General features: G+C 41.1%; 20 protein-coding genes. 15 read left to right on the top strand and 5 right to left on the bottom strand.

What is annotated here, in order from left to right:
• Window positions 1–205 precede the first annotated feature (205 nt).
• The 10 genes from fusA to pepC all read left to right on the top strand — a co-directional run bounded on the left by fusA (window position 206) and on the right by pepC (window position 15,778).
• Window positions 206–2,287 (top strand): elongation factor G, encoded by a 2,082-nt coding sequence (gene fusA, locus CYK18_RS08695; protein ID WP_101786175.1) that lies wholly within the window; start codon window positions 206–208, stop codon window positions 2,285–2,287.
• A gap of 103 nt (window positions 2,288–2,390) precedes the next feature.
• Window positions 2,391–6,782, top strand: coding sequence for a PolC-type DNA polymerase III (locus tag CYK18_RS08690; RefSeq protein WP_101782453.1), 4,392 nt, complete (start codon window positions 2,391–2,393; stop codon window positions 6,780–6,782).
• A gap of 87 nt (window positions 6,783–6,869) precedes the next feature.
• The gene (locus CYK18_RS08685; RefSeq protein ID WP_101782454.1) at window positions 6,870–7,391 is read left to right on the top strand and encodes a DnaA ATPase domain-containing protein; all 522 of its coding nucleotides are present in this window, start codon (window positions 6,870–6,872) and stop codon (window positions 7,389–7,391) included.
• A gap of 107 nt (window positions 7,392–7,498) precedes the next feature.
• The gene (locus CYK18_RS08680) at window positions 7,499–8,452 is read left to right on the top strand and encodes a helix-turn-helix transcriptional regulator (RefSeq protein WP_101782455.1); all 954 of its coding nucleotides are present in this window, start codon (window positions 7,499–7,501) and stop codon (window positions 8,450–8,452) included.
• A gap of 7 nt (window positions 8,453–8,459) precedes the next feature.
• Complete coding sequence (locus CYK18_RS08675) at window positions 8,460–9,770, top strand: DUF262 domain-containing protein (protein ID WP_180948039.1); 1,311 nt, start codon at window positions 8,460–8,462, stop codon at window positions 9,768–9,770.
• Window positions 9,764–11,644: a DUF262 domain-containing protein gene (locus CYK18_RS08670; protein ID WP_101786169.1), complete on the top strand. Its 1,881-nt coding sequence runs from the start codon at window positions 9,764–9,766 to the stop codon at window positions 11,642–11,644. The genes CYK18_RS08675 and CYK18_RS08670 overlap by 7 nt, the downstream gene beginning before the upstream one ends.
• 228 nt (window positions 11,645–11,872) lie before the next feature.
• Entirely contained in the window at window positions 11,873–13,114 is a 1,242-nt protein-coding gene (locus CYK18_RS08660) for an aminopeptidase (RefSeq protein ID WP_101786167.1), read from the top strand.
• Between the two features lie 9 nt (window positions 13,115–13,123).
• The gene (locus CYK18_RS08655) at window positions 13,124–13,354 is read left to right on the top strand and encodes a GlsB/YeaQ/YmgE family stress response membrane protein (protein ID WP_000901572.1); all 231 of its coding nucleotides are present in this window, start codon (window positions 13,124–13,126) and stop codon (window positions 13,352–13,354) included.
• 255 nt (window positions 13,355–13,609) lie between these two features.
• Window positions 13,610–14,332 (top strand): pseudouridine synthase, encoded by a 723-nt coding sequence (locus CYK18_RS08650; protein WP_101786165.1) that lies wholly within the window; start codon window positions 13,610–13,612, stop codon window positions 14,330–14,332.
• Between the two features lie 111 nt (window positions 14,333–14,443).
• Entirely contained in the window at window positions 14,444–15,778 is a 1,335-nt protein-coding gene (gene pepC / locus CYK18_RS08640; protein ID WP_101786163.1) for an aminopeptidase C, read from the top strand.
• A gap of 55 nt (window positions 15,779–15,833) precedes the next feature.
• On the opposite strand, the gene CYK18_RS08635 is transcribed toward pepC, so the two are convergent.
• The 5 genes from CYK18_RS08635 to CYK18_RS08615 form a co-directional block, all read right to left on the bottom strand.
• Window positions 15,834–16,745, bottom strand: coding sequence for a PTS system mannose/fructose/sorbose family transporter subunit IID (locus CYK18_RS08635; protein ID WP_000136864.1), 912 nt, complete (start codon window positions 16,743–16,745; stop codon window positions 15,834–15,836).
• 23 nt (window positions 16,746–16,768) lie between these two features.
• On the bottom strand, window positions 16,769–17,572 hold the full coding sequence (locus CYK18_RS08630) for a PTS mannose/fructose/sorbose transporter subunit IIC (RefSeq protein ID WP_000022716.1): 804 nt from the start codon (window positions 17,570–17,572) through the stop codon (window positions 16,769–16,771).
• A gap of 25 nt (window positions 17,573–17,597) precedes the next feature.
• The gene (locus CYK18_RS08625) at window positions 17,598–18,587 is read right to left on the bottom strand and encodes a PTS sugar transporter subunit IIB (RefSeq protein ID WP_004258131.1); all 990 of its coding nucleotides are present in this window, start codon (window positions 18,585–18,587) and stop codon (window positions 17,598–17,600) included.
• A gap of 234 nt (window positions 18,588–18,821) precedes the next feature.
• The gene (gene adhP, locus CYK18_RS08620; protein ID WP_000649185.1) at window positions 18,822–19,841 is read right to left on the bottom strand and encodes an alcohol dehydrogenase AdhP; all 1,020 of its coding nucleotides are present in this window, start codon (window positions 19,839–19,841) and stop codon (window positions 18,822–18,824) included.
• Between the two features lie 224 nt (window positions 19,842–20,065).
• Window positions 20,066–20,878 carry a Cof-type HAD-IIB family hydrolase gene (locus CYK18_RS08615; RefSeq protein ID WP_101786161.1) on the bottom strand — a complete coding sequence of 271 codons (813 nt, stop codon included), beginning with the start codon at window positions 20,876–20,878 and terminating at the stop codon, window positions 20,066–20,068.
• A 189-nt stretch (window positions 20,879–21,067) separates the two neighbouring features.
• Here CYK18_RS08615 and CYK18_RS08610 point away from each other — a divergent pair, with 189 nt between their 5' ends.
• The 5 genes from CYK18_RS08610 to folE all read left to right on the top strand — a co-directional run bounded on the left by CYK18_RS08610 (window position 21,068) and on the right by folE (window position 26,173).
• On the top strand, window positions 21,068–22,486 hold the full coding sequence (locus CYK18_RS08610; protein ID WP_101786158.1) for an NCS2 family permease: 1,419 nt from the start codon (window positions 21,068–21,070) through the stop codon (window positions 22,484–22,486).
• A gap of 52 nt (window positions 22,487–22,538) precedes the next feature.
• Entirely contained in the window at window positions 22,539–23,246 is a 708-nt protein-coding gene (locus CYK18_RS08605) for a CPBP family intramembrane glutamic endopeptidase (protein ID WP_180948038.1), read from the top strand.
• Between the two features lie 93 nt (window positions 23,247–23,339).
• A complete protein-coding gene (gene folP, locus CYK18_RS08600; protein WP_180948037.1) occupies window positions 23,340–24,314 on the top strand; it encodes a dihydropteroate synthase in 975 nt (324 codons plus the stop codon).
• Window position 24,315: 1 nt separating this feature from the next.
• Complete coding sequence (locus CYK18_RS08595; protein ID WP_101786154.1) at window positions 24,316–25,626, top strand: bifunctional folylpolyglutamate synthase/dihydrofolate synthase; 1,311 nt, start codon at window positions 24,316–24,318, stop codon at window positions 25,624–25,626.
• A complete protein-coding gene (gene folE, locus CYK18_RS08590) occupies window positions 25,619–26,173 on the top strand; it encodes a GTP cyclohydrolase I FolE (protein WP_101786152.1) in 555 nt (184 codons plus the stop codon). Before CYK18_RS08595 ends, folE begins: the two co-directional genes overlap by 8 nt.
• Window positions 26,174–26,229: the final 56 nt, after the last annotated feature.

Here is a 26,229-nt window from a genome sequence, read left to right as displayed (position 1 = left end):
TCATCTTTTTCTCCAGACTTTTAGCTTGAGCTCAACTCAACTAACTTGAGCTTTTAGCCCGAGTTCAATTCAACTTGTAAATCTACAAGTCGAAACCAACAATAGCATGAAAACATTGAGAACGGGTAGGTCCTGCCTATCCGTTTTTATTAAAATCGTGTTATAATAGAATAGAAATCAAAAATAAATAGGAGAAACAAACCTCATGGCACGCGAATTTTCACTTGAAAAAACTCGTAATATCGGTATCATGGCTCACGTCGATGCTGGTAAAACAACAACTACTGAGCGTATTCTTTACTACACTGGTAAAATCCACAAAATCGGTGAAACTCACGAAGGTGCGTCACAAATGGACTGGATGGAGCAAGAGCAAGAACGTGGTATCACTATCACATCTGCTGCGACAACAGCTCAATGGGACAACCACCGCGTAAACATTATCGACACACCAGGACACGTGGACTTCACAATCGAAGTACAGCGTTCTCTTCGTGTATTGGATGGTGCTGTTACCGTTCTTGACTCACAATCAGGTGTTGAACCTCAAACTGAAACAGTTTGGCGTCAAGCAACTGAGTATGGAGTTCCACGTATCGTATTTGCCAACAAAATGGACAAAATCGGTGCTGACTTCCTTTACTCTGTAAGCACACTTCACGATCGTCTTCAAGCAAATGCACATCCAATCCAATTGCCAATCGGTTCTGAAGATGACTTCCGTGGTATCATCGACTTGATCAAGATGAAAGCTGAAATCTATACTAACGACCTTGGTACAGATATCCTTGAAGAAGACATCCCAGCTGAATACCTTGACCAAGCTCAAGAATACCGTGAAAAATTGATTGAAGCAGTTGCTGAAACTGACGAAGAATTGATGATGAAATACCTCGAAGGTGAAGAAATCACTAACGAAGAATTGAAAGCTGGTATCCGTAAAGCGACTATCAACGTTGAATTCTTCCCAGTATTGTGTGGTTCAGCCTTCAAGAATAAAGGTGTTCAATTGATGCTTGATGCGGTTATTGACTACCTTCCAAGCCCACTTGATATCCCAGCAATCAAAGGTATTAACCCAGATACAGACGCTGAAGAAACTCGTCCAGCATCTGACGAAGAGCCATTTGCAGCTCTTGCCTTCAAGATCATGACTGACCCATTCGTAGGTCGTTTGACATTCTTCCGTGTTTACTCAGGTGTGCTTCAATCAGGTTCTTACGTATTGAACACTTCTAAAGGTAAACGTGAACGTATCGGACGTATCCTTCAAATGCACGCTAACAGCCGTCAAGAAATCGACACTGTTTACTCAGGTGATATCGCTGCTGCCGTTGGTTTGAAAGATACTACAACTGGTGACTCATTGACAGATGAAAAAGCTAAAATCATCCTTGAGTCAATCAACGTTCCAGAACCAGTTATCCAATTGATGGTTGAGCCAAAATCTAAAGCTGACCAAGATAAGATGGGTATCGCCCTTCAAAAATTGGCTGAAGAAGATCCAACATTCCGCGTTGAAACAAACGTTGAAACTGGTGAAACAGTTATCTCAGGTATGGGTGAGCTTCACCTTGACGTCCTTGTTGACCGTATGCGTCGTGAGTTCAAAGTTGAAGCGAACGTAGGTGCTCCTCAAGTATCTTACCGTGAAACATTCCGTGCTTCTACTCAAGCACGTGGATTCTTCAAACGTCAGTCTGGTGGTAAAGGTCAATTTGGTGATGTATGGATTGAATTTACTCCAAACGAAGAAGGTAAAGGATTCGAATTCGAAAACGCAATCGTTGGTGGTGTGGTTCCGCGTGAATTTATCCCAGCGGTTGAAAAAGGTTTGGTAGAATCTATGGCTAACGGTGTTCTTGCAGGTTACCCAATGGTTGACGTTAAAGCTAAGCTTTACGACGGTTCATACCACGATGTCGACTCATCTGAAACTGCCTTCAAGATTGCGGCTTCACTTGCTCTTAAAGAAGCTGCTAAATCAGCACAACCAGCTATCCTTGAACCAATGATGCTTGTAACAATCACTGTTCCAGAAGAAAATCTTGGTGATGTTATGGGGCACGTAACTGCTCGTCGTGGACGTGTTGATGGTATGGAAGCACACGGTAACAGCCAAATCGTTCGTGCTTACGTTCCGCTTGCTGAAATGTTCGGTTACGCAACAGTTCTTCGTTCTGCATCTCAAGGACGTGGTACATTCATGATGGTATTTGACCACTACGAAGATGTACCTAAGTCAGTACAAGAAGAGATCATTAAGAAAAACAAAGGTGAAGACTAATCAGTCCTCACTCTAGAAGGAAGTCACTTAGTGGCTTCCTTTTGTCTTTAGAAAATACCTCTAAATATGGTAAAATAGTAGGAGAATAATGTGAGGAAAATGAATGTCAAATAGTTTTGAAATTTTGATGAATCAACTGGGGATGCCTGCTGAGATGAGACAGGCATCTGCTTTATCACATGCTGATATTGAGCGAGTTGTGGTTCATAAAATTAGTAAGGTATGGGAGTTTCATTTCGTATTTTCTAATATTTTACCGATTGAAATTTTTTTAGAATTAAAGAAAGGTTTGAGCGAAGAATTTTCTAAGACAGGGAATAAAGCTGTTTTCGAAATCAAGGCTCGGTCTCAAGAATTTTCAAATCAGCTCTTGCAGTCCTACTATAGGGAGGCTTTTTCTGAAGGCCCATGTGCTAGTCAAGGTTTTAAGTCCCTTTATCAAAATTTGCAAGTTCGTGCGGAGGGCAATCAGCTATTTATTGAAGGATCTGAGGCGATTGATAAGGAACATTTTAAGAAGAATCATCTTCCTAATTTAGCTAAACAACTTGAAAAATTTGGCTTTCCAACTTTTAATTGTCAAGTAGAGAAAAATGATGTGCTGACCCAAAAGCAAGAAGAGGCCTTTCATGCTGAAAATGAGCAGATTGTTCAAGCTGCCAATGAGGAAGCGCTCCGTGCTATGGAGCAACTGGAACAGATGGCACCACCTCCAGTGGAAGAGAAACCAGCCTTTGATTTTCAAGCCAAAAAAGCTGCAGCTAAACCAAAGCTGGATAAGGCAGAGATTACTCCTATGATCGAAGTGACGACGGAGGAAAATCGTTTGGTCTTTGAAGGGGTTGTTTTTGATGTAGAGCAAAAAGTGACTAGAACAGGTCGTGTTTTAATCAATTTTAAAATGACGGACTACACTTCAAGTTTTTCTATGCAAAAGTGGGTTAAAAATGAGGAAGAGGCTCAGAAATTTGACCTCATCAAGAAGAATTCTTGGCTCCGAGTACGTGGGAATGTGGAGATGAATAACTTCACACGCGATTTGACTATGAACGTGCAGGATGTGCAGGAAGTTGTTCACTATGAGCGGAAGGATTTGATGCCAGAAGGTGAGCGTCGGGTTGAGTTTCATGCTCATACTAATATGTCGACCATGGATGCTCTGCCAGAAGTAGAGGAAATCGTTGCGACAGCTGCTAAGTGGGGACACAAGGCGGTTGCCATCACGGACCACGGGAATGTCCAGTCCTTCCCACACGGCTATAAGGCGGCCAAAAAAGCGGGAATCCAGCTGATCTATGGAATGGAAGCCAATATCGTTGAGGATCGTGTTCCTATCGTTTATAACGAAGTGGAGATGGACTTATCAGAAGCGACCTATGTGGTTTTTGATGTGGAAACGACAGGTCTATCAGCTATCTATAATGACTTGATTCAGGTTGCGGCTTCTAAGATGTACAAGGGGAATGTCATTGCTGAATTTGATGAATTTATTAATCCTGGGCATCCCTTGTCAGCTTTTACCACGGAGTTGACTGGAATTACAGATGATCATGTCAAAAATGCCAAACCACTGGAACAAGTTTTACAAGAATTCCAAGAATTTTGCCAGGATACTGTCCTAGTCGCCCACAATGCGACCTTTGACGTTGGCTTTATGAATGCCAACTATGAGCGTCATGGTCTGCCTAAGATTAGTCAGCCAGTGATTGATACGCTGGAGTTTGCTAGAAACCTTTATCCTGAGTATAAGCGTCATGGTTTGGGGCCTTTGACCAAGCGATTTGGTGTGGCTTTGGAACATCACCACATGGCCAATTACGATGCGGAAGCGACTGGTCGCCTGCTTTTCATTTTTATCAAAGAGGTGGCAGAAAAACATGGTGTGACCGATCTAGCTAGACTCAATATTGATTTGATTAGTCCAGATTCTTATAAAAAAGCTCGAATTAAACATGCGACTATTTATGTCAAGAATCAGGTAGGTCTAAAAAATATCTTTAAACTGGTTTCTCTGTCCAATACCAAGTACTTTGAAGGGGTACCACGGATTCCGAGAACGGTTTTAGATGCCCATCGGGAAGGTCTAATTTTAGGTTCAGCATGCTCTGAAGGTGAAGTTTTTGACGCAGTCGTTTCCCAAGGTGTGGATGCGGCGGTTGAGGTGGCCAAGTATTATGACTTTATCGAGGTCATGCCACCAGCTATCTATGCTCCCTTGATTGCCAAGGAGCAGGTTAAGGATATGGAAGAACTCCAGACCATTATCAAGAGTTTGATAGAGGTGGGAGACCGTCTTGGCAAGCCTGTTCTGGCTACGGGAAATGTCCATTATATCGAACCGGAAGAAGAGATTTATCGTGAAATTATCATCCGTAGTCTAGGCCAGGGGGCGATGATTAACCGAACTATCGGTCATGGAGAACATGCCCAACCGGCACCACTTCCAAAGGCTCATTTTAGAACGACTAATGAAATGTTGGATGAATTTGCCTTCTTGGGAGAGGAACTGGCTCGTAAACTGGTTATTGAAAACACCAATGCCTTGGCAGATATCTTTGAGCCTGTTGAGGTAGTTAAGGGGGACTTGTACACGCCTTTCATCGACAAGGCTGAAGAAACAGTTGCTGAGTTGACCTATAAGAAAGCTTTTGAGATTTATGGAAATCCGCTGCCAGATATTGTTGATTTGCGGATTGAAAAAGAATTAACATCCATTCTGGGGAATGGATTTGCTGTGATTTATCTGGCTTCCCAGATGCTAGTACAACGTTCTAATGAACGGGGTTACTTGGTTGGTTCTCGTGGGTCTGTCGGTTCTAGTTTTGTTGCGACCATGATTGGGATTACAGAGGTCAATCCTCTCTCTCCTCACTATGTCTGTGGTCAGTGTCAGTATAGTGAGTTTATCACCGATGGTTCGTATGGTTCAGGATTTGATATGCCCAATAAGGACTGTCCAAAATGTGATCACAAACTCAGTAAAAATGGGCAGGATATTCCTTTCGAGACCTTCCTTGGTTTTGATGGGGATAAGGTTCCCGATATTGACTTGAACTTCTCGGGAGAAGACCAGCCTAGCGCCCACTTGGATGTGCGTGATATCTTTGGTGAGGAATATGCCTTCCGTGCAGGAACGGTTGGTACGGTGGCTGCCAAGACTGCCTATGGATTTGTCAAGGGCTACGAGCGAGATTATGGCAAGTTTTATCGTGATGCAGAGGTGGAACGTCTAGCCCAGGGAGCTGCTGGTGTCAAGCGGACGACAGGTCAACACCCGGGGGGAATCGTTGTTATTCCTAACTACATGGATGTCTACGACTTTACGCCTGTCCAGTATCCAGCGGATGACGTGACCGCTGAATGGCAGACCACTCACTTTAACTTCCACGATATCGATGAGAACGTCCTCAAACTCGATGTACTGGGACATGATGATCCTACTATGATTCGAAAGCTCCAAGACTTGTCTGGGATTGACCCTAATGAAATCCCTATGGATGACGAGGGAGTTATGGCTCTCTTTTCTGGGACTGATGTGCTTGGCGTGACTCCTGAGCAAATAGGAACGCCTACGGGTATGCTGGGGATTCCAGAGTTTGGAACCAACTTTGTCCGTGGGATGGTCGATGAAACCCATCCGACGACTTTTGCGGAGTTGCTTCAGCTATCTGGATTGTCCCACGGTACCGACGTTTGGCTGGGCAATGCTCAAGATTTGATTAAACAAGGAATTGCTGACCTATCGACTGTTATCGGTTGTCGGGACGACATCATGGTTTACCTCATGCATGCTGGTCTCGAACCTAAGATGGCCTTTACCATCATGGAACGGGTACGTAAGGGTTTGTGGCTAAAGATTTCCGAAGAGGAGCGAAATGGCTACATCGAAGCCATGAAGGCAAATAAGGTGCCAGAGTGGTATATCGAGTCCTGTGGGAAAATTAAGTACATGTTCCCTAAAGCCCATGCGGCAGCCTACGTTATGATGGCCTTGCGTGTGGCTTACTTTAAGGTTCATCATCCAATTTATTATTACTGTGCTTACTTCTCCATTCGTGCCAAGGCTTTTGATATTAAGACCATGGGTGCGGGCTTGGATGCTATCAAGCGCAGAATGGAAGAAATCTCTGAAAAACGGAAGAACAATGAAGCCTCTAATGTGGAAATCGATCTCTATACAACTCTTGAGATTGTTAATGAAATGTGGGAACGTGGTTTCAAGTTTGGCAAACTCGATCTCTATCGTAGTCAGGCGACAGAGTTCCTCATCGATGGGGATACCCTTATTCCGCCATTTGTAGCAATGGATGGTCTGGGAGAGAACGTTGCCAAGCAGTTAGTGCGAGCGCGTGAAGAGGGAGAATTCCTTTCTAAAACAGAACTACGCAAGCGTGGTGGACTCTCATCAACCTTGGTTGAAAAGATGGATGAAATGGGCATTCTCGGCAATATGCCAGAGGATAACCAGTTAAGTTTGTTTGATGAGTTGTTTTAAAAAATTGCTTATTTTGATCAAGTGGACAAAATATGTCCACTTGATTTGTTATAATTCTCTTAAAAATAATAGAAAAGAGAGTATAATATGGTGGATCAAGGAATTTTAGATTCGAATGTGTCAATTGAAGAGGAAATTTATAATTTTGAAAAAGGCTTGAAAGATGATGGAAGTGATTGGACCGGATTCCCACAAATAGACTTAAAAGAAGATTCTCAATGTATTTACATTTGCGGTATTTCAGAGACTGACAGATGGCATTTGTTTTATACGTTAACTAAAATAAAACCTGCTACTCCAATAGCATCACTTGCATATTATCGAGTGAGAGATAATTTGATTTTTTCTAAACATAGTCAATGGATAAAACCGCAAATGGATTATACAGAGTATGATTTGATTTTTCTGAATGGAGTTCAATTTTTGGGAGAGGCTGATCAAAGGGTACAGGAATACTGGATGCAGCAATTCAAAGAGAATAAGAAAAGAAGAAAACTCTTCATTGTATATTCAGACTGCTTACCCGAAGACTTAAAAAATATGCCTGAATCCGTAGTTGAGTTCTTCGAATCTGGCATAGTGGTACAGTTGAAATCATCTAAGGGATAGTTTATTTTGCTTTAATCGTTTTGAATATAAAGTGCTAGTTAGACTATAGAAGTGATAATAATGTACTAGAAATAATATTGTTTGAATAATATGTAGAAGGACTGCAAATGAATGATCAAGAGAGACTGCTAACGATTTTTTTACGTTTACAGTTTGGGACTCCGTTAGGAAAAAAGCAACTGGCTCAGGAATTTGAGGTTAGCGAAAAGACGATACAGAGAGATTTTTCGCTACTCCGTGATATTTTATCTAGTAACACCAGTTATAGTGGAGATTTGCTTTATAACCGTAAAACGAATAAGTATTGTTTAGCAAGTAAGTCAGTTTTTAATAAAAAGGATATACTCGTTATTTCAAAGATTTTATTGGAAAATCGAGCACTGAACAGACCAGAAATTGCTAGCTTACTAAATAATTTACTGGTATTAGTTCCCCGTGATGATCAGAAAGAAATTGAGCAGATTATTGGCAGTGAAAAGCTGAACTATGCTCCCTTAACGGATCAACAAAATAGAATCGAGAAAATTTGGAATTTATCAGAAGCCATTTTGAATGAACAGGTTCTAGATATTATCTATCAAAAACCTTATTCTGAGTCTTCTAAGAGGCAGACTGTTTTACCAGTCTCTCTTTATTATGATAGTCATTATTTCTATCTAGTTGTCTACCAGTTGAAACATGCTACTTATATTACTTTAAGAGTAGACCGTATCCAGTCATGGACTCTTAGTAGTATAGAGAAACCCTCTATTTCTTATCGAAATAAATTTAGAGATGGTGACATTCGTAACGAGAGAGTAGATGCTTTTATCGGGAAGAAAATCAGTATTGAAATCGAGTATTTGTACGATCCGACTATTGTGATGGATCAATTTCCAAATGCAAAAATAGTTGGGAAAAATGGCAACTGGACTCATTTTAAGTTTGAAAGTCAACACACACCGGGGCTTAAACGCTGGTTGTTGGGGCAAGGGGAAGCAGTTACTGTTTTGTCTCCTCGGATTTTAGTAGAGGATATGAAGCAAACAGTTCAAGAAATGCTAGATAAATATAATAGATGAGGATAAAATGACTATTCAATTTACTTCTAAAAAGGTTGGAGAACTATTGAAAGAAGAGGGTTTGCGGATTCCTTCTTATCAAAGGCCATATAAATGGAACAGAAAACATATCCGTAATCTTTTTTATGATTTACGAGATGCTATGGGGAAAAAGGAATATCAGATTGGTTCCGTTATCTTACATGAAAATGATGGATATGATATTGTCGATGGACAGCAACGGCTAATTTCAATTTCTTTGTTTCTTCATTCGTTAGATGATTTAGAGAATTATAAGGGTGCTAATCAACTGTTGAGTGCTGAAGAATTTGGAGAGATATCTTGCTATCATGCGAGTGAAAATTATAATGAGTGGAAAAATTTAACTCAATTAGTTGGCGAAAATGAGGCAAAAGATATTTGCAACTTTTTATTAGAGAATTGTGCTGTCTCTGTGATTACTATGCCCCAAGAACGATTATCAGAAGCCTTTCAGTTATTTGATTCTCAGAATAATCGTGGAAAATCTCTAGAACCTCATGATTTGCTCAAATCCTATCATCTTCGCAAGGAAGATACCGAAGATGAAAGAATTGTTGAAAAGTGGGAGCAATTTGTAGAGGATAAAGAGTTAAGTCTCAAAGAGTTGTTTGATAAACATCTTTTTCGTATGAGACGTTGGTCGCGAGGAGAGACAGGATTAACAAACAAGCGTTATGGCTCTTATCTCCGTTTTACAGAGGATTTTATTGACGATTTTAAAGGCGTTGATTTGAATCAGAACTTTCCATATCTAGAATTGTATCGTCATATTGAAAATCTTCCCATGTCCATTACTATGCCAATCATTGATGGAAGTAAATTTTTTGAGTATATTGAATCTGCTCATGGAACTATTAAAGAACATAAAGATTTTTTAAATGCAGAGTTAGGATTTTCTGATGAACCTGAAGGGGAAGAAAAAAATGTAGCTTACCCAAAAGGTATGTTGAACATTTACAATAGCTCAAAAGGACGCTATCTTAAATGTCACAATATATTCCTAAATATTTGCTCGCTTTTCGCAGATAGATTTGGAAAAGAGGAGCTATCAAAGGAGATAGTAGAGACCTTGTTTATTTGGTCTTACTACCCTCGAGTTAAGTCTAAAGCCATATATGATGCGACGGTTGGGAACTATGCTGCTGGCGGAAGGTTTAGACAAAAAGAAGTTCAAAAGCTATTTCAACTTTTATCTCATGCTGTCACTCCGAATGATTTCATGATAAAGATAGATAGAGAATTATTTGAAAATTATACTGTGGACAAGATTATAGAAGAGGAAAAAGATAAATGGTAGAAACACATATAAGCTTATCAGTTAATCGTTTGTTAAATGAAGATACCTATGCTATTCCTCTTTATCAGAGAAATTTTGCTTGGACTTATGATGAAATTGAGCAGTTATTGAACGACGTAGCAGATGCTTTTCAAGAAAATAGAGACAATTACTATAAAAATAGAGACAATTACTATATTGGAACATTAGTCGTTAATAAAGAGAATGGCATTTTCAAAATCATAGATGGGCAACAACGGACAACAGCCCTTAATTTGATTGCCTTAGCTTTGAAGCATGAGTTTGGTTTTGATAGATTGAAAGCTGTCAATCTTACCTTCCCAGCTAGGAAGAAATCAAATAAGAATATTCAAGACTTATTTGCCAAGAAAAAAATTTTAGAGGATGATGAAAATGAGCTGACTAGAGGCTACGGATATGCTAAAGACGCATTGAAAAAAGTGCTAGAGGAGCGCCAGCTTAATCCTCAGTCTTTCGTTGATTATCTTTTTGAGAATGTCATCATTTTTCGGAGTATACTTCCTGAAGATTTAGATTTGAATCTTTATTTCGAACGTTTCAACTCTCGAGGAGAACAACTAGAGGCTCATGAGATTCTTAAGGCGCAAATGATGGCTAAGTTCGGTACAGATCAAGAAATGGCGCAAAAGTTTGCAAGAATTTGGGATGCCTGTGCAGAGTTTGATAAGCCGGTAATAAAAACTTTTCACATCCGAAGTAGACCAAACAATACTGATGAAGAGGGGGAGAAAATTTTTGGTAAAGAATTTACTAACTTCAAATTGGAAAGTGTATTTGAGAAAATAAGAGTAAAAAAAATTGAGCAACGAAGTTTACTAGATGTACTTACTCAGACAAAATATGAAAGTAATAGCTTAGTAAATAATGGAGCAGATATTTCAAATTATACAACTGTAATTGATTTTCCAACATTTTTACTTCAAGTTTTTTTCATCATGGAAGGAAATGACGAAACTACATTTGATGATAAAAAATTATTGAAAATTTTTGAAATTGAACGACGAGATAGAGAATGGGTTCAACAATTTGGGCAACTACTTCTGACTATGAAGCATATATTTGATACGCTTATCGTAAAAAATGTCCAATTAGAAAATGAAACCGAATGGCAAATCAAGCGAGGTAAGCATGAGACATATCAACGAAATGAAAATGGAGGATGGAAATATGTTCGAATTAATTATCAAAACAATACTTTTGACAATTTAAACAAAAACATTATCCTCCTTCAATCTATGTTTGCTGTGACCTTTACGGCCAATCGTGATAGTCGTTGGTTATATGAAATCTTGCAATTCTTGTTTAACCATATTGAAGAGTTAAATCAAACAGAATTTGCTAGTCAGTTTAAGGATTTTCTTGAAAAAATGGCAGTGAGATATGCTGAGGAAAGATTGTTTACCGAAGATAAAAGTATCAAAAAATATGGTGCAATTCCTGTTTATGCTTTTAACTTTGTGGATTATGTTTTGTGGAAAAATCGTGCCGAATTAGAGAAAGAGTACAAGGATATTAATTTTGATCATTTCAAATTTGCTTATCGTCGCTCCATAGAGCATTGGTATCCTCAGAATCCAAATGGACAGGATGGAGAAAGCCAATTACCTGCGGAATTTTTACACTCCTTTGGTAATCTTTGTATCATTACCGATAGTCAGAATTCCCGGTTTGGCAACTCCTATCCAGAGGCTAAATTAGAGCAATGGGAAAGAGAAGGGATATTCCATCGTCAGAGTTTAAAATTACAGATGATGGCAAAGATAACTTCTAAAAAAAATAGATGGGATATTGGTGAGATTCAATCTATGGAAAAAGAAGTGGAAAGGTATGTACAAAATTTTTATAATAGCTAATTAAAACAAGCTTTAGTAAGCTTGTTTTTTAAAATACCAATATATGTGATATACTAGTAAGGGAAGGATTTTGTAAAAGACAAACCAGCTCAAAAAGTTTTTGACTATCAGTTAGAACTTGCTGATCAGACAATTCTTCTATCAACAGCACTCTTGTCAGGTGCTATTGCTTTAGCAGGATTATTCTCTGCTTTGAAAGAAAAATAAAAATAGAAAAGAGAAAACAATATGGTTTTACCAAATTTTAAAGAAAATCTAGAAAAATATGCGAAATTATTGGTTGCGAACGGAATCAACGTGCAACCTGGTCACACTTTGGCTCTCTCTATCGATGTGGAGCAACGTGAGTTGGCTCACTTAATTGTCAAAGAAGCTTACGCTTTGGGTGCGCATGAGGTTATCGTTCAGTGGACAGATGATGTCATTAACCGTGAGAAATTCCTCCATGCGCCGATGGAGCGTCTGGACAATGTACCAGAATATAAGATTGCTGAGATGAACTATCTTTTGGAGAACAAGGCTAGCCGTCTTGGGGTTCGTTCATCTGACCCAGGTGCCTTGAACGGAGTGGATGCTGACAAGCTATCAGCTTCTGCTAAAGCTATGGGACTTGCTATGAAGCCAATGCGAATCGCAACTCAATCCAACAAGGTTAGCTGGACGGTAGCAGCCGCTGCTGGACTTGAGTGGGCTAAGAAAGTCTTTCCAAATGCTGCGAGCGACGAAGAAGCAGTCGATCTCCTTTGGGACCAAATCTTTAAAACTTGCCGTGTCTACGAAGCAGATCCTGTTAAGGCTTGGGAAGAGCATGCAGCTATTCTCAAGAGTAAGGCCGATATGCTCAATAAAGAACAATTTTCAGCCCTTCACTACTCAGCGCCAGGGACCGATTTGATCCTTGGCTTGCCGAAGAACCACGTTTGGGAATCAGCTGGTGCTATCAATGCACAGGGCGAAGGATTCTTGCCAAATATGCCGACAGAGGAAGTATTCACAGCGCCTGACTTCCGTCGCGCAGATGGTTATGTCACTTCTACAAAACCGCTTAGTTATAATGGCAACATCATTGAAGGCATTAAGGTAACCTTCAAGGATGGGCAAATCGTAGACATTACTGCTGAGAAGGGTGATCAGGTCATGAAAGACCTTGTCTTTGAAAATGCGGGTGCGCGTGCCTTAGGTGAATGTGCCTTGGTACCAGATCCAAGTCCAATTTCTCAGTCAGGTATTACCTTCTTTAACACCCTTTTTGATGAAAATGCTTCAAACCACTTGGCCATCGGTGCTGCCTATGCGACTAGCGTCGTTGGTGGTGCAGAGATGAGTGAAGAAGAGCTTGAAGCTGCTGGTCTTAACCGTTCAGATGTTCACGTGGACTTTATGATTGGGTCTAGTCAAATGGATATCGATGGTATCCGTGAGGATGGGACACGTGTACCACTCTTCCGTAACGGAGATTGGGCAAATTAAGGAGATAATATGTTAGGAAGTATGTTCGTTGGTCTCCTAGTGGGATTTTTAGCAGGTACTCTGACCAATCGTGGAGAGCGAATGGGATGTTTTGGAAAAATGTTTCTCGGATGGATTGGTGCCTTTATAGGCCACTTGCTTTTTGGGACTTGGGGACCGATAATAGCAGGAACTGCCATTATTCCGGCAGTACTAGGTTCCATGATTGTCTTAGCGATTTTCTGGAGACGAGGAAGTTAATTTCTTAAATCTGATACTCAATGAAAATCAAATAGCAAACTAGGAAACTAGCCGCAGGTTACTCAAAGCACTGTTTTGAGGTTGTAGATAGAACTGACGAAGTCAGCTCAAAACACTGTTTTGAGGTTGCAGATAGAACTGACGAAGTCAGTAACATATATACGGCAAGGCGACGTTGACGCGGTTTGAAGAGTATGAAATGAAAAGGAGGTTGGTCATTGAGACAGCCTCCTTTTGATATGATATAATAGTTCTATGAGATTAGATAAATTTTTAGTTGCCTGCGCTGTGGGGAGCCGAACTGAGGTCAAAAACTTGCTCAAGGCTGGTCGCGTGACGGTAAATGGTAAAAAAGAAAAATCAGCTAAATTGCAGATTGATGAAGAAAGAGATGAGATTCGCTTTGATGGGCAAGTGTTGGAGTATGAAGAGTTTGTCTACTACATGATGAACAAGCCCCAAGGAGTTATCTCAGCGACTGAGGATCCTAAACACAGAACGGTGTTGGACTTGTTGGATGACTTGGCTCGGAGCAAGGAAGTTTTCCCAGTAGGGCGCTTGGATATTGACACGCATGGTCTTTTGCTCTTGACCAATGATGGTCAGCTGGCCCATGCTCTTCTTTCGCCCAAGCGTCATGTGGACAAGACCTATTTGGCTCAGGTCAAGGGAATTATGGCCCAAGAAGATGTGGAGATATTTGCCAAGGGCATTCCGCTCAAAGACTTTACTTGTCAGCCTGCTAAACTGGAGATTCTTTCCACAGATGCAGAAAAGAATCAGAGTCAAATCCGTGTGACTATTGCAGAAGGGAAGTTTCATCAGGTCAAGCGTATGGTGGCCTACTGTGGCAAGGAAGTAGTAGACTTGCAACGTTTGACTATGGGAACGCTAGTATTGGATGAGAACCTAGAACGAGGAGAATGGCGTCGCTTGACTAAGGAGGAATTGGAAAATCTTCTTGCTAGTATTGCTTAATTTGGTTTATATTCGAAAAAGGTGAGGGAGAATATCCTTGCCTTTTATGTTTTTCAGTTGCTTACTTTGTGAAAAGAGTTATAATAGACTGTAGAATAAAAGGAGGAATCTATGAACGCGATTCAAGAATCATTTACTGATAAACTATTTGCCAATTATGAAGCAAATGTAAAATACCAAGCGATTGAAAATGCTGCTAGTCACAATGGAATTTTTGCAGCTCTAGAACGTCGCCAAAGCCATGTAGATAACACACCTGTTTTCTCATTGGATTTGACCAAGGACAAGGTAACTAACCAGAAAGCATCTGGTCGTTGCTGGATGTTTGCAGCCCTTAACACCTTCCGCCACAAGCTCATCTCACAATACAAACTGGAAAATTTTGAGTTGTCACAGGCCCACACATTCTTCTGGGACAAGTATGAGAAATCAAACTGGTTCTTGGAACAAGTCATTGCGACTGCAGACCAAGACCTGACGAGCCGTAAGGTTAAATTCCTACTCCAAACACCACAACAAGATGGTGGACAATGGGATATGGTCGTTTCTCTCTTTGAGAAATATGGTGTCGTTCCTAAGTCTGTTTATCCAGAGTCTGTTTCATCTAGCAGCAGTCGTGAGCTAAATGCCATTCTCAACAAATTGCTTCGTCAAGATGCTCAAATCTTGCGTGACTTGCTTGCTTCTGGGGCAGACCAAGCGACTGTTCAAGCTAAGAAAGAAGACCTCTTGCAAGAAATCTTTAATTTCCTTGCCATGTCATTAGGACTTCCACCACGTAAATTTGACTTTGCTTATCGCGATAAAGATAACAACTACCAAAGTGAAAAGGGCATCACACCACAAGAGTTTTACAAGAAATATGTCAATCTTCCACTAGAAGACTACGTTTCTGTTATCAATGCTCCAACTGCTGATAAACCATACGGTAAATCTTACACAGTTGAGATGTTAGGAAATGTGATTGGTAGCCGTGCGGTTCGCTACATCAACGTGCCGATGGAGCGCTTGAAAGAGTTGGCAATTGCTCAAATGCAAGCAGGTGAGACTGTTTGGTTTGGTTCTGATGTTGGTCAGCTCAGCAACCGTAAAGCTGGAATCCTTGCGACAGATGTTTATGACTTTGAATCAAGCATGGACATTAAACTCACTCAAGACAAGGCTGGACGTTTGGACTATAGTGAAAGCTTAATGACCCACGCCATGGTCTTGACAGGTGTTGATTTGGACGAAAATGGCAAGTCAACCAAGTGGAAGGTTGAAAACTCTTGGGGAGACAAGGTCGGTACAGATGGTTACTTTGTTGCCTCAGACGCTTGGATGGACGAATACACTTACCAAATCGTTGTTCGCAAAGAATTGCTGACAGCAGAAGAACAAGCTGCCTATGAATCAGAACCAATTGTACTCGCACCATGGGATCCAATGGGTGCCTTGGCCGAATAAAAGTATAGAAAAAAGGAATCAGATTTTAGAACCTGATTCCTTTTAAGTTGCTTGATTACATGATGTGAAGAACATGTGCCACAATACCCACTGCGAAGAGTGCAAGGATAATAGTGATTGGAGATACTTTTTTCTTAAGCAAGTACATGCAAAGGAGAGTAAGGAGTAGTCCTGATAGTCCAGGGATCAACATATCCAAGTTTTGTTGGAAAGTAGTAACTTTTTCAGGTGTTTGAGACAATCCTTGTCCTACTTGTGCGAATGCTTCTTGAATACCTTTAGATCCTTCTGGCAATTTATCCCAATGGATATAAGCCTTTTCATCTAGTTGAACTTTGGCAACATCGAAAGCAAATTTAATATTTACCCAACGTTGAACAAGGACAGCAAGAATGAACATACCAAGGATAGAAGCTCCTTTAGTGATGTCTTGGAGGATACCGCCAGACATATCTTTAGTGATTTCTGATCCAGCCTTGTATCCAATCTCTTGTGTATACCACAAGAATGACATACGAATCAAGTTCCAAAGAACGAAGAAGAGGATTGGACCTAAGATATTACCAGTAAGGGCAAGTGAAGCACCGAGTGATCCAAGGATTGGGCGTACTGTAAACCAGAATACTGGGTCACCGATACCAGCAAGAGGTCCCATCATACCGATTTTAACCCCTTGGATAGCAGCATCATCAATTTCAACACCGTTAGCACGTTCTTCTTCAAGTGCAAGAGTAACCCCCATGATTGGAGCGGCTACATATGGGTGAGTGTTGAAGAACTCAAGATGGCGTTCAAGAGCAGCGATTTGATCTTCTTTTTTAGTGTAGAGTTTTTTAAGAGCTGGAATTAATGAGTAAGCCCAACCCAAGTTTTGCATACGTTCATAGTTCCAAGAACCTTGTAAGAAAGTTGAACGCCACCAAACTTTTTTACGATCTGATTTAGTTAATTGAAGTTTTTCAGTCATGATGTTTTCAGTCCTTTCTTATCTTAGTAGTCTTCTAGGATATCGCCGATTGGGTCGTTAGAAGTTGCGGCTCCTCCGCCACCATTTCCACCAGTTTTAGAAAGGTGAAGGTAGATAAGAGCGATAGCAACACCGATAGCACCAAATCCGATTAGAGTAATATCTGACACGGCAGCAAGCACGAAACCGATAGCGAAGAATGGCCATACTTCACGAGTTGCCATCATGTTGATAACCATAGCGTAACCAACGGCAACAACCATACCACCACCGATAGCCATACCATCTTTGAGCCAATCAGGCATAGCATTTAGAATGCTTTGTACTGTTTCAGTTGGTACCATTAGAAGGAGTGCTGCAGGGACTGCAATACGAAGACCTTGAAGAAGAAGTGCGACAAAGTGAGCACGTTCAACTGCTTTGAAGTCACCTTTTTTAGCAGAAGCATCAGCAGTGTGAACCAATCCGACAGAGAGTGTACGGACAATCATAGTCAAGAATAGACCAGCAACTGCAAGAGGGATAGCAACCGCTTGGGCAACACCGATACCTGTCTTAGTAAAGTCGCCACCAAGAACCATGATAATGGCAGCAGCAACAGAAGCAAGAGCAGCGTCAGGAGCTACGGCAGCTCCGATGTTAGCCCAACCAAGGGCGATCATTTGAAGAGAACCACCAAGGATAATCCCTGCTTCAAGGTTACCGGTAACAAGACCGATAAGGGTACAAGCTACGATTGGTTGATGGAATTGGAACTGGTCGAGGATACCTTCAAGACCTGCTAGGAAGGCTACAACGACTACTAAAACCATAGAAATAATAGACATCTTTAAAATCCTTTCATAAAATCGATTATTGCACGTTTGCTTTGTTGATCAAGTCAAACAAATCTTTTTTGGTGTCGTTTGGTACTTTACGTACATCAAATTCAACACCAAGGTCACGCATTTTTTCAAATGTAGCAACGTCTTCTTTATCCATAGACAAAACGTTGTTAACCATTGTTTTACCAGTTGAGTGAGCCATTGATCCAACATTAAGAGTTTTGATTGGCACGCCACCTTCGATAGCACGAAGGGCATCTTGAGGTGTTTCAAACAAGATAAGGGCATGTGTTCCTCCGAAGCGAGGATCTTTTGCAACGTCGATTAGTTTTTGGATAGGAACAACATTTGCTTTCACTTTACCTGGAGCTGCTTGTTTAATCAATTCTTTACGTAATTCGTCTTTAGCTACGTTATCTGAAGCAACGATGATACGGTCTGCTTTTGAATCTGGAGTCCAAGCAGTTGCAACTTGACCGTGAAGTAAACGAGTGTCTAGACGGGCAAGGTTGATTTTGAGTTTACCGTCTCCGATGACAGTTCCTTCTGGAATAGCAGCTTGGGCAACTGGAGCAGCTGCAGCGCTTGCTACTTCCTCAACTGGGTTTAGCTCTTCTGGAAGAGCTTTGATGCCATCTTTGGCTTCTTTAATGATATTAGCAGCGACTTTTTCTACACCTGCAGCAGCGTCCATGAGGCGCTCTGTGTAGGCTTGAATTAACATCGGTAAGTTAAGTCCTGTGATGATGGCAAACTTACGCTCAGGATTTTCTCCCATCACGCGACTAGCTTGGTTAAATGGAGATCCACTCCAAAGGTCAGCCAAAACTAGAACCTCATCTTCTGCGTCAAATGCAGCAACAGCGTTATTAAACTTAGCGTATAGATCATCAGGACCTTCATTTGGCATAAAGGTTACAACTTGAACCTTTTCTTGTTCACCAAAGATCATAGATCCTGACTGATGAATACCCGCAGCAAATTCGCCGTGGCTCGCAATAATGATTCCGATACTCATTATTGTCATTCCTCCTTTTTTGTTTTAGTTTTCGTTTAAGAAAACTTTAAGACTGTTTAAGTATAAACCGTTTTCATCTAAAAATCAACTATTTATCATAAAATAATTAAAAATATTACATCTGAAAATATTGATATATTGAGTTTTAGAGAAGTTTTTTTGAATCCTTATTAAAAAATTTAATATAAAAAAGTTGGAAGCGCATTCCAACTTTTAAAATAGGTTTCTAATAGATTAGTGGGTGAAGTCGAGTACCATACGTCCTTGGATTTGACCTTTTTCCATTTCGTCGAAAATGGCTACGGCATCTTCTATTGGACGTTTTTGAACAACTGGAACTACTAAACCTTCTGCACCGAATTGGAAGGCTTCTTCCAAGTCTTTACGAGTTCCTACAAGAGAACCGATGACTTGGATTCCATCTAGAACGGTTTTTACGATACTTAGTTCCATCATTTCAGAAGGAAGGCCGACAGCGACAACGCGACCACCAGCACGAACTGAGTCAACAGCCTGGTTGAAGGCAACTTTAGATACAGCAGTTACGACAGCTGAATGAGCTCCACCATCAGTTTTTTCCTTGATGAGTCCTGGTACATCTTCAACTTCGAGGCCGTTAATAACAATGTCAGCGCCTACTTCTTTTGCAAGGGCAAGTTTGTCGTTATTGATATCAACTGCGATGACATGAGCATTGAATACTTTTTTAGCGTATTGAACAGCTAGGTTACCAAGGCCACCAGCACCGTAAAGAACAACCCATTGGCCTGGTTCAACTTTGGCCTCTTTAATAGCTTTATAGGTTGTTACACCAGCACATGTGATAGAAGAGGCTTGGGCTGGATCAAGTCCGTCAGGAACTTTAACAGCATAGTCTGCTGTTACGATACATTGTTCAGCCATACCACCGTCTACTGAGTAGCCGGCATTTTTTACTGTACGGCAAAGAGTTTCACGGCCAGTTGTACAGTATTCGCAAGTACCACATCCTTCAAAGAACCAAGCAACGCTGACGCGGTCGCCGACTTTAAGACTTTTAACATCTGGTGCAATTTCTTTAACGATACCAACACCTTCGTGACCTAGGACACGTCCTGGTACCTGACCGAAGTCGCCATGGGCAACGTGGAGGTCAGTGTGGCAAACACCACAGTATTCAATTTCTACAAGTGCTTCCCCAGTTTCAAGTGGACGGAGTACTTTTTCTTCAACAGCAACACCAGTGCTTTCTGGATTAACAACAACAGCTTTCATAGCTATCCTCCTTGATATTGACCGAGAACAGGGATAACGGGACTGGATTGATTTTGTGTCAACAGAGTCGAGTATGACGAGCTCTCTTGTATTTATATGTGAATTATATCACAAAAGAAAGCCTTTTCCAAGGTTTTGGAGGCAAAAAGTAGAACAATCGATTAACTGGTTGATGAGACTGTGAAAAGAGCACAAAGACCAGCTCGCAAGCTGGTCAGAATGAACTATAAGAATAAGTCTTGCAGGGTTTTGGCAACTCCGTCTTGGTCATTTGTCAAGGAAATTTGCTCATCTGCATAGGGGAGTAGCTCTGGGTTGGCATTTTTCATTGCATAACCTTTCCCAGCAAAAGCAAGCATTTCGGTATCATTGTGTTCGTCTCCAAAGGCAATCAAATCCTTTTTATCGCGGTTCATTACCTTGAGCAAGTAGTCCAAAGCAAAGGCCTTGTTGACACCTTTTGGGGTACACTCAAGGATATTGAGCGGCCCTCCCCAGGTATTGATAGACAGTTGATGCTGGTAGAAGGCGTTCATTTCTTTTGCAAGGGCATACTTGTCACTGGCTCTGGTCTGCAACAGGATACAGTTAGGATCCTTAGTTACCAACTCAGGCTGGAATTGATTTTCAGGCTGGAAAGCTTCTACACCAAATAGTTTGGGATTAGCAATTTCTTCATTAGGATTTGTAATGTAGAATTTTTTACGATATTCTCCAGCGATAAAATCGGCTTGAATGTCCTCTGAACGTCGAACCATGTCTAGCAGATATTTTTTGTCTACGGTTAAACACTTTTCAAAGCTCCAAACTTGGTCTGGTAAATGAGTAAGGGAGCCGTTGAAATTAATCATAGGAGTGTCTAAGCCCAGTTCACGGTAAAAATCTTTTGACATACGGTAAGGGCGACCTGTCGTAATAATAACCTGATGGCCTTTTTCAGCAACTTTTTTGATGGTTTTTTTGGTAAAGTCAGAAATTTGACTGTCTGAGTTGAGCAGGGTTCCATCCAGGTCAACTGCAATAATTTTCTTCGTCATAGGGACCTTTCTAGTGTCTTTTCAGATAAGATGTCTACTATTATAACAGAAAGCAGGCAGAAAAGCAGATTCGAAACAAAAAAAGAAATTTCATCAAATTCTTAAATAAATCAAACAAAGATATTGAAAAAGTGAATGATAAATGATATAATTCTATTATTGTTCGTAAAAATTAAAAGGAGATTGATAATGGACAAATTATTTAAACTAAAAGAGAACGGTACAGACGTTCGTACAGAGGTTCTCGCTGGTTTAACAACTTTCTTTGCAATGAGCTATATTCTCTTTGTAAACCCACAAATTCTTTCGCAAACAGGAATGCCTGCTCAGGGTGTATTCCTCGCAACGATTATCGGTGCAGTTGCTGGTACCCTGATGATGGCCTTCTACGCCAACTTGCCATATGCTCAAGCGCCAGGTATGGGACTCAATGCCTTCTTTACCTTTACAGTTGTATTTGGACTCGGTTATTCTTGGCAACAAGCCCTAGCTATGGTCTTCATCTGTGGAATTATCTCATTGATTATTACCTTGACAAATGTTCGTAAAATGATCATTGAATCGATTCCAAACGCCCTTCGTTCAGCTATTTCAGCTGGTATCGGTGTCTTCCTTGCCTACGTAGGTATTAAGAATGCTGGACTTTTGAAATTTTCTATCGATCCAGGAAATTACACGGTTGCAGGAGAAGGGGCTGATAAGGCTCAAGCAGCGATTACAGCAAATGCTTCAGCAGTTCCAGGCTTGGTCAGCTTTAATAATCCAGCTGTTTTGGTGGCTCTTGCAGGACTTGCTATTACAATCTTCTTTGTCATTAAAGGGATTAAAGGAGGAATTATCCTCTCTATCTTGACAACAACTGTTCTTGCTATCGCAGTTGGTTTGGTAGATTTGTCTAGTATCGATTTTGCTAATAACCATGTTGGTGCAGCCTTTGAAGACTTGAAGACAGTCTTTGGTGCAGCTCTTGGTTCAGAAGGTTTGGGAGCTTTGATTTCAGATACAGCTCGCTTGCCTGAAACTCTGATGGCCATTCTTGCCTTCTCATTGACAGATATTTTTGATACAATTGGTACCTTGATCGGTACAGGTGAAAAAGTTGGTATCGTAGCGACAAATGGTGAAAATCACCAATCAGCTAAGTTGGACAAGGCTCTTTACTCTGACTTGATTGGTACTTCAATTGGTGCCATTGCAGGTACTTCAAACGTAACGACTTATGTTGAGTCTGCTGCTGGTATTGGTGCTGGTGGACGTACTGGTTTGACAGCCTTGGTTGTAGCTATCTGTTTTGCGATCTCAAGCTTCTTTAGTCCACTTCTAGCGATCGTACCAACAGCCGCTACAGCTCCAATCTTGATTATCGTTGGGATTATGATGTTGGCTAGCTTGAAAAATATCCATTGGGACGATATGTCTGAAGCGGTTCCTGCTTTCTTCACATCTATCTTTATGGGATTCAGCTACTCTATCACTCAAGGGATTGCAGTTGGTTTCTTGACTTACACTTTGACTAAGCTTGTTAAAGGTCAAGCTAAAGATGTTCATGTCATGATTTGGATTTTGGATGCCTTGTTTATCCTTAACTACATCAGCATGGCCTTATAATAGGATAACCCAGGGGGAATTTCCCCCTTTTTTAATACAAAGGAGATAGGTGATGAAAGAGAAAAGTATCTGGAAAGAATTATTGAATCGTGCAGGTTGGCTGTTAATCTTTCTGCTAGCGACAATTTTATATCAGATTCCTATAGGGGTTACTGCTATTTTAACTTTAAATGCAGTACCATTGTTACAGTCAGGACTGATAGTTGCTGGTATTTCAATTGTAGTTTTAGTACTATTTATTTTTGGAGCTCGTAAAACGCAATTAGCAAGTTTTAATTTTTCTTTTTTTAGAGCTAAGGATTTGGCACGCTTGGGCTTAAGTTATCTAGTCATTATCGGATCAAATATACTTGGTTCTATCTTGTTACAACTGTCAAATGAGACGACAACAGCTAACCAGTCTCAGATTAACGATATGGTTCAGAATAGTTCTCTGATTTCTAGCTTCTTCTTGCTAGCCTTGCTCGCTCCGATTTGTGAGGAAATCTTGTGCCGTGGGATTGTTCCTAAAAAGATTTTCCGAGGAAAAGAGAACTTGGGATTTGTAGTCGGTACGATTGTGTTTGCTTTATTGCATCAACCAAGTAATTTACCTTCTTTATTGATTTATGGAGGTATGTCGATCGTTCTGTCTTGGACGGCTTACAAGACCCAACGTTTGGAAATGTCTATCTTACTTCACATGATTGCGAATGGGGTTGCTTTCTGTTTGTTGGCTTTTGTGGTAATCATAAGTCGGATATTAGGGATTTCTGTTTAAGATTTTTGACAATTGCTTACTTGTTTCTACTGGGAAAAAGATGAATGCAATCGTGTCCATCTTTTTCTTTTTATGGTAAAATAGAGAAATAATATGATGAAAAGCCTTGAGGGAGTGACCGATATGTCAAGTAAAGCCAATCATGCAAAGACAGCTATTTGTGGAATTATCAATGTAACCCCAGACTCCTTTTCGGACGGTGGTCAATTTTTTGCTCTTGAGCAAGCACTCCAGCAGGCTCGTAAATTGATAGCAGAAGGGGCTAGTATGCTCGATATCGGCGGAGAATCGACTCGCCCGGGAAGTAGCTATGTTGAGATAGAAGAGGAAATCCAGCGTGTTGTTCCAGTGATCGAAGCGATTCGCAAGGAAAGTGATGTCCTCATCTCCATCGATACTTGGAAGAGTCAAGTAGCAGAAGCTGCTTTGGCTGCTGGTGCCAATCTAGTCAATGATATCACTGGTCTCATGGGTGATGAAAAAATGGCCCATGTGGTAGCTGAAGCGAGAGCGCAAGTGGTCATTATGTTTAATCCAGTCATGGCTCGTCCTCAGCATCCTAGCTCGCTCATCTTTCCTCATTTTGGCTTTGGTCAAACCTTTACAGAAAAAGAGTTAGCTGATTTTGAAAAAATGCCAATCGAAGACTTGATGAAGGCTTTCTTTGACAGAGCCCTAGCGAGAGCGGACGAAGCGGGTATTGCACCAGAAAATATCCTGCTGGATCCAGGAATTGGTTTTGGTCTGACCAAGAAAGAAAATCTGCTTCTTTTACGGGACCTGGATAAACTACATCAGAAAGGCTATCCAATCTTTCTTGGAGTTTCGCGCAAGCGCTTTGTCATCAATATCCTTGAAGAAAATGGTTTTGAAGTCGATCCTGAGACAGAACTTGGTTTCCGCAATCGAGATACGGCTTCGGCTCATGTAACTAGTATTGCTGCAAGACAGGGTGTAGAAGTGGTGCGCGTGCATGATGTAGCTAGTCACAGGATGGCAGTTGAAATTGCGTCAGCTATTCGATTGGCAGAAGAAGCGGAAAATCTAGATTTAAAACAATATAAGTAAGATGAACGAAATTCAAAACAACCAGTGGATTGCCCACTACCGGACCGACCAACCGCATTTTGGCTTGGAACGCATGGTGGAACTGTTAGCTTTGCGTGGCAATCCCCATCTCAAACTCAAGGTTATCCATATCGGAGGAACCAATGGCAAGGGCTCGACCATTGCTTTTTTGAAAAATATGCTAGAAAAGATGGGGCTGAGAGTTGGTGTTTTCAGCTCCCCCTATCTCATTCATTACACAGACCAGATTAGCATCAATGGGGAATCTATCCCAGAAGCGAGACTAGAAGCTCTCATGGTGGACTATCAGTCTTTGCTTGAGGGAGAATCGGCCGCTAATTTACAGGGCACAACCGAGTTTGAGATTATAACAGCCATAGCCTATGACTACTTTGCCTCAGAGCAAGTAGATGTGGCTATCATGGAAGTGGGCATGGGTGGACTCTTGGATAGTACCAATGTTTGCCAGCCTATTCTAACAGGTATTACGACCATTGGATTGGACCATGTAGCCCTACTTGGTGACACCTTGGAAGCCATAGCAGAGCAGAAGGCTGGTATTATTAAACAAGGAATTCCCTTGGTGACAGGTCGTATCGCTCCAGAAGCTTTGGCTGTGATTGACCGCATTGCGGAAGGAAAAGATGCGTCGAGACTTGCCTACGGGACAGATTATCAGGTCAGCCATCAAAAGAGTGTGGTGACAGGTGAGGCCTTTGACTATACCAGTGCTGTCAGACAAGGTCGCTTTCAGACTGGTCTGCTTGGTTTGCACCAGATAGAGAATGCTGGGATGGCCATAGCTTTACTTGATGCTTTTTGTAAAGAAGATGGTCGAGAACTAGCAAGCAATCACTTGTTTGCTCAAGCCTTGGAAGAAACAAGTTGGCCAGGGCGTTTGGAAATCGTGTCAAGAGATCCTTTGCTGATTTTGGATGGGGCCCACAATCCTCATGCCATAAAGGCTTTAGTAGCAACCTTGCAAGAACGCTTTGCGGATTATCGTAAGGAAATCCTCTTTACTTGTATCAAAACCAAGGCCTTGGAGGATATGTTGGATTTGCTGGAGGAAATACCAGATACCGAGCTTACCCTGACACATTTTGACGATAGTCGGGCGACTGATGAAAACGTGCTGAAAGAGGCAGCCAAGTCTAGAAATCTCAGCTACCAAGGTTGGCAGGATTTTCTAGAGCAGAAATTGACAGATAAAAAAGAAGAGAAACAAACAGTTAGGATTGTCACGGGTTCCTTGTATTTCTTGAGCCAAGTGAGAGCCTATCTGATGGAGAGGAAAAAAGAGAATGGATAAACAAAAGATTGAAGCAGCTGTAAAAATGATTATCGAGGCTGTCGGAGAGGACGTTAACCGTGAGGGCTTGCAGGAAACGCCTGCTCGTGTGGCCCGTATGTACCAAGAGATTTTTTCAGGTCTTGGTCAAACAGCGGAGGAACATTTATCAAAATCCTTTGAGATTATCGATGATAACATGGTGGTAGAAAAGGATATCTTTTTCCATACTATGTGTGAGCACCACTTCTTGCCATTTTATGGGAAAGCGCATATTGCCTACATTCCAGATGGTCGTGTGGCAGGTTTGTCTAAGCTAGCTCGTACGGTTGAAGTTTATTCTAAAAAACCACAAATTCAAGAACGTTTGAATATCGAAGTGGCCGATGCCTTGATGGACTATCTGGGTGCTAAAGGAGCATTTGTTGTCATTGAGGCAGAACATATGTGTATGAGTATGCGTGGTGTCAGAAAACCAGGCACTGCAACCTTGACGACAGTAGCTCGTGGTCTATTTGAAACAGATAAGGACCTTCGAGATCAGGCTTATCGTTTAATGGGACTATAATACTCTTTGAAAATCTCTTCAAACCAGGTCAGCTTCCATCTGCAACCTCAAAACAG

Origin of the sequence: Streptococcus mitis (assembly GCF_002860865.1) — a bacterium.
In the GTDB taxonomy this organism is placed as follows: domain Bacteria; phylum Bacillota; class Bacilli; order Lactobacillales; family Streptococcaceae; genus Streptococcus; species Streptococcus mitis_AT.
This window is presented reverse-complemented; position numbering and strand designations above follow the sequence as displayed.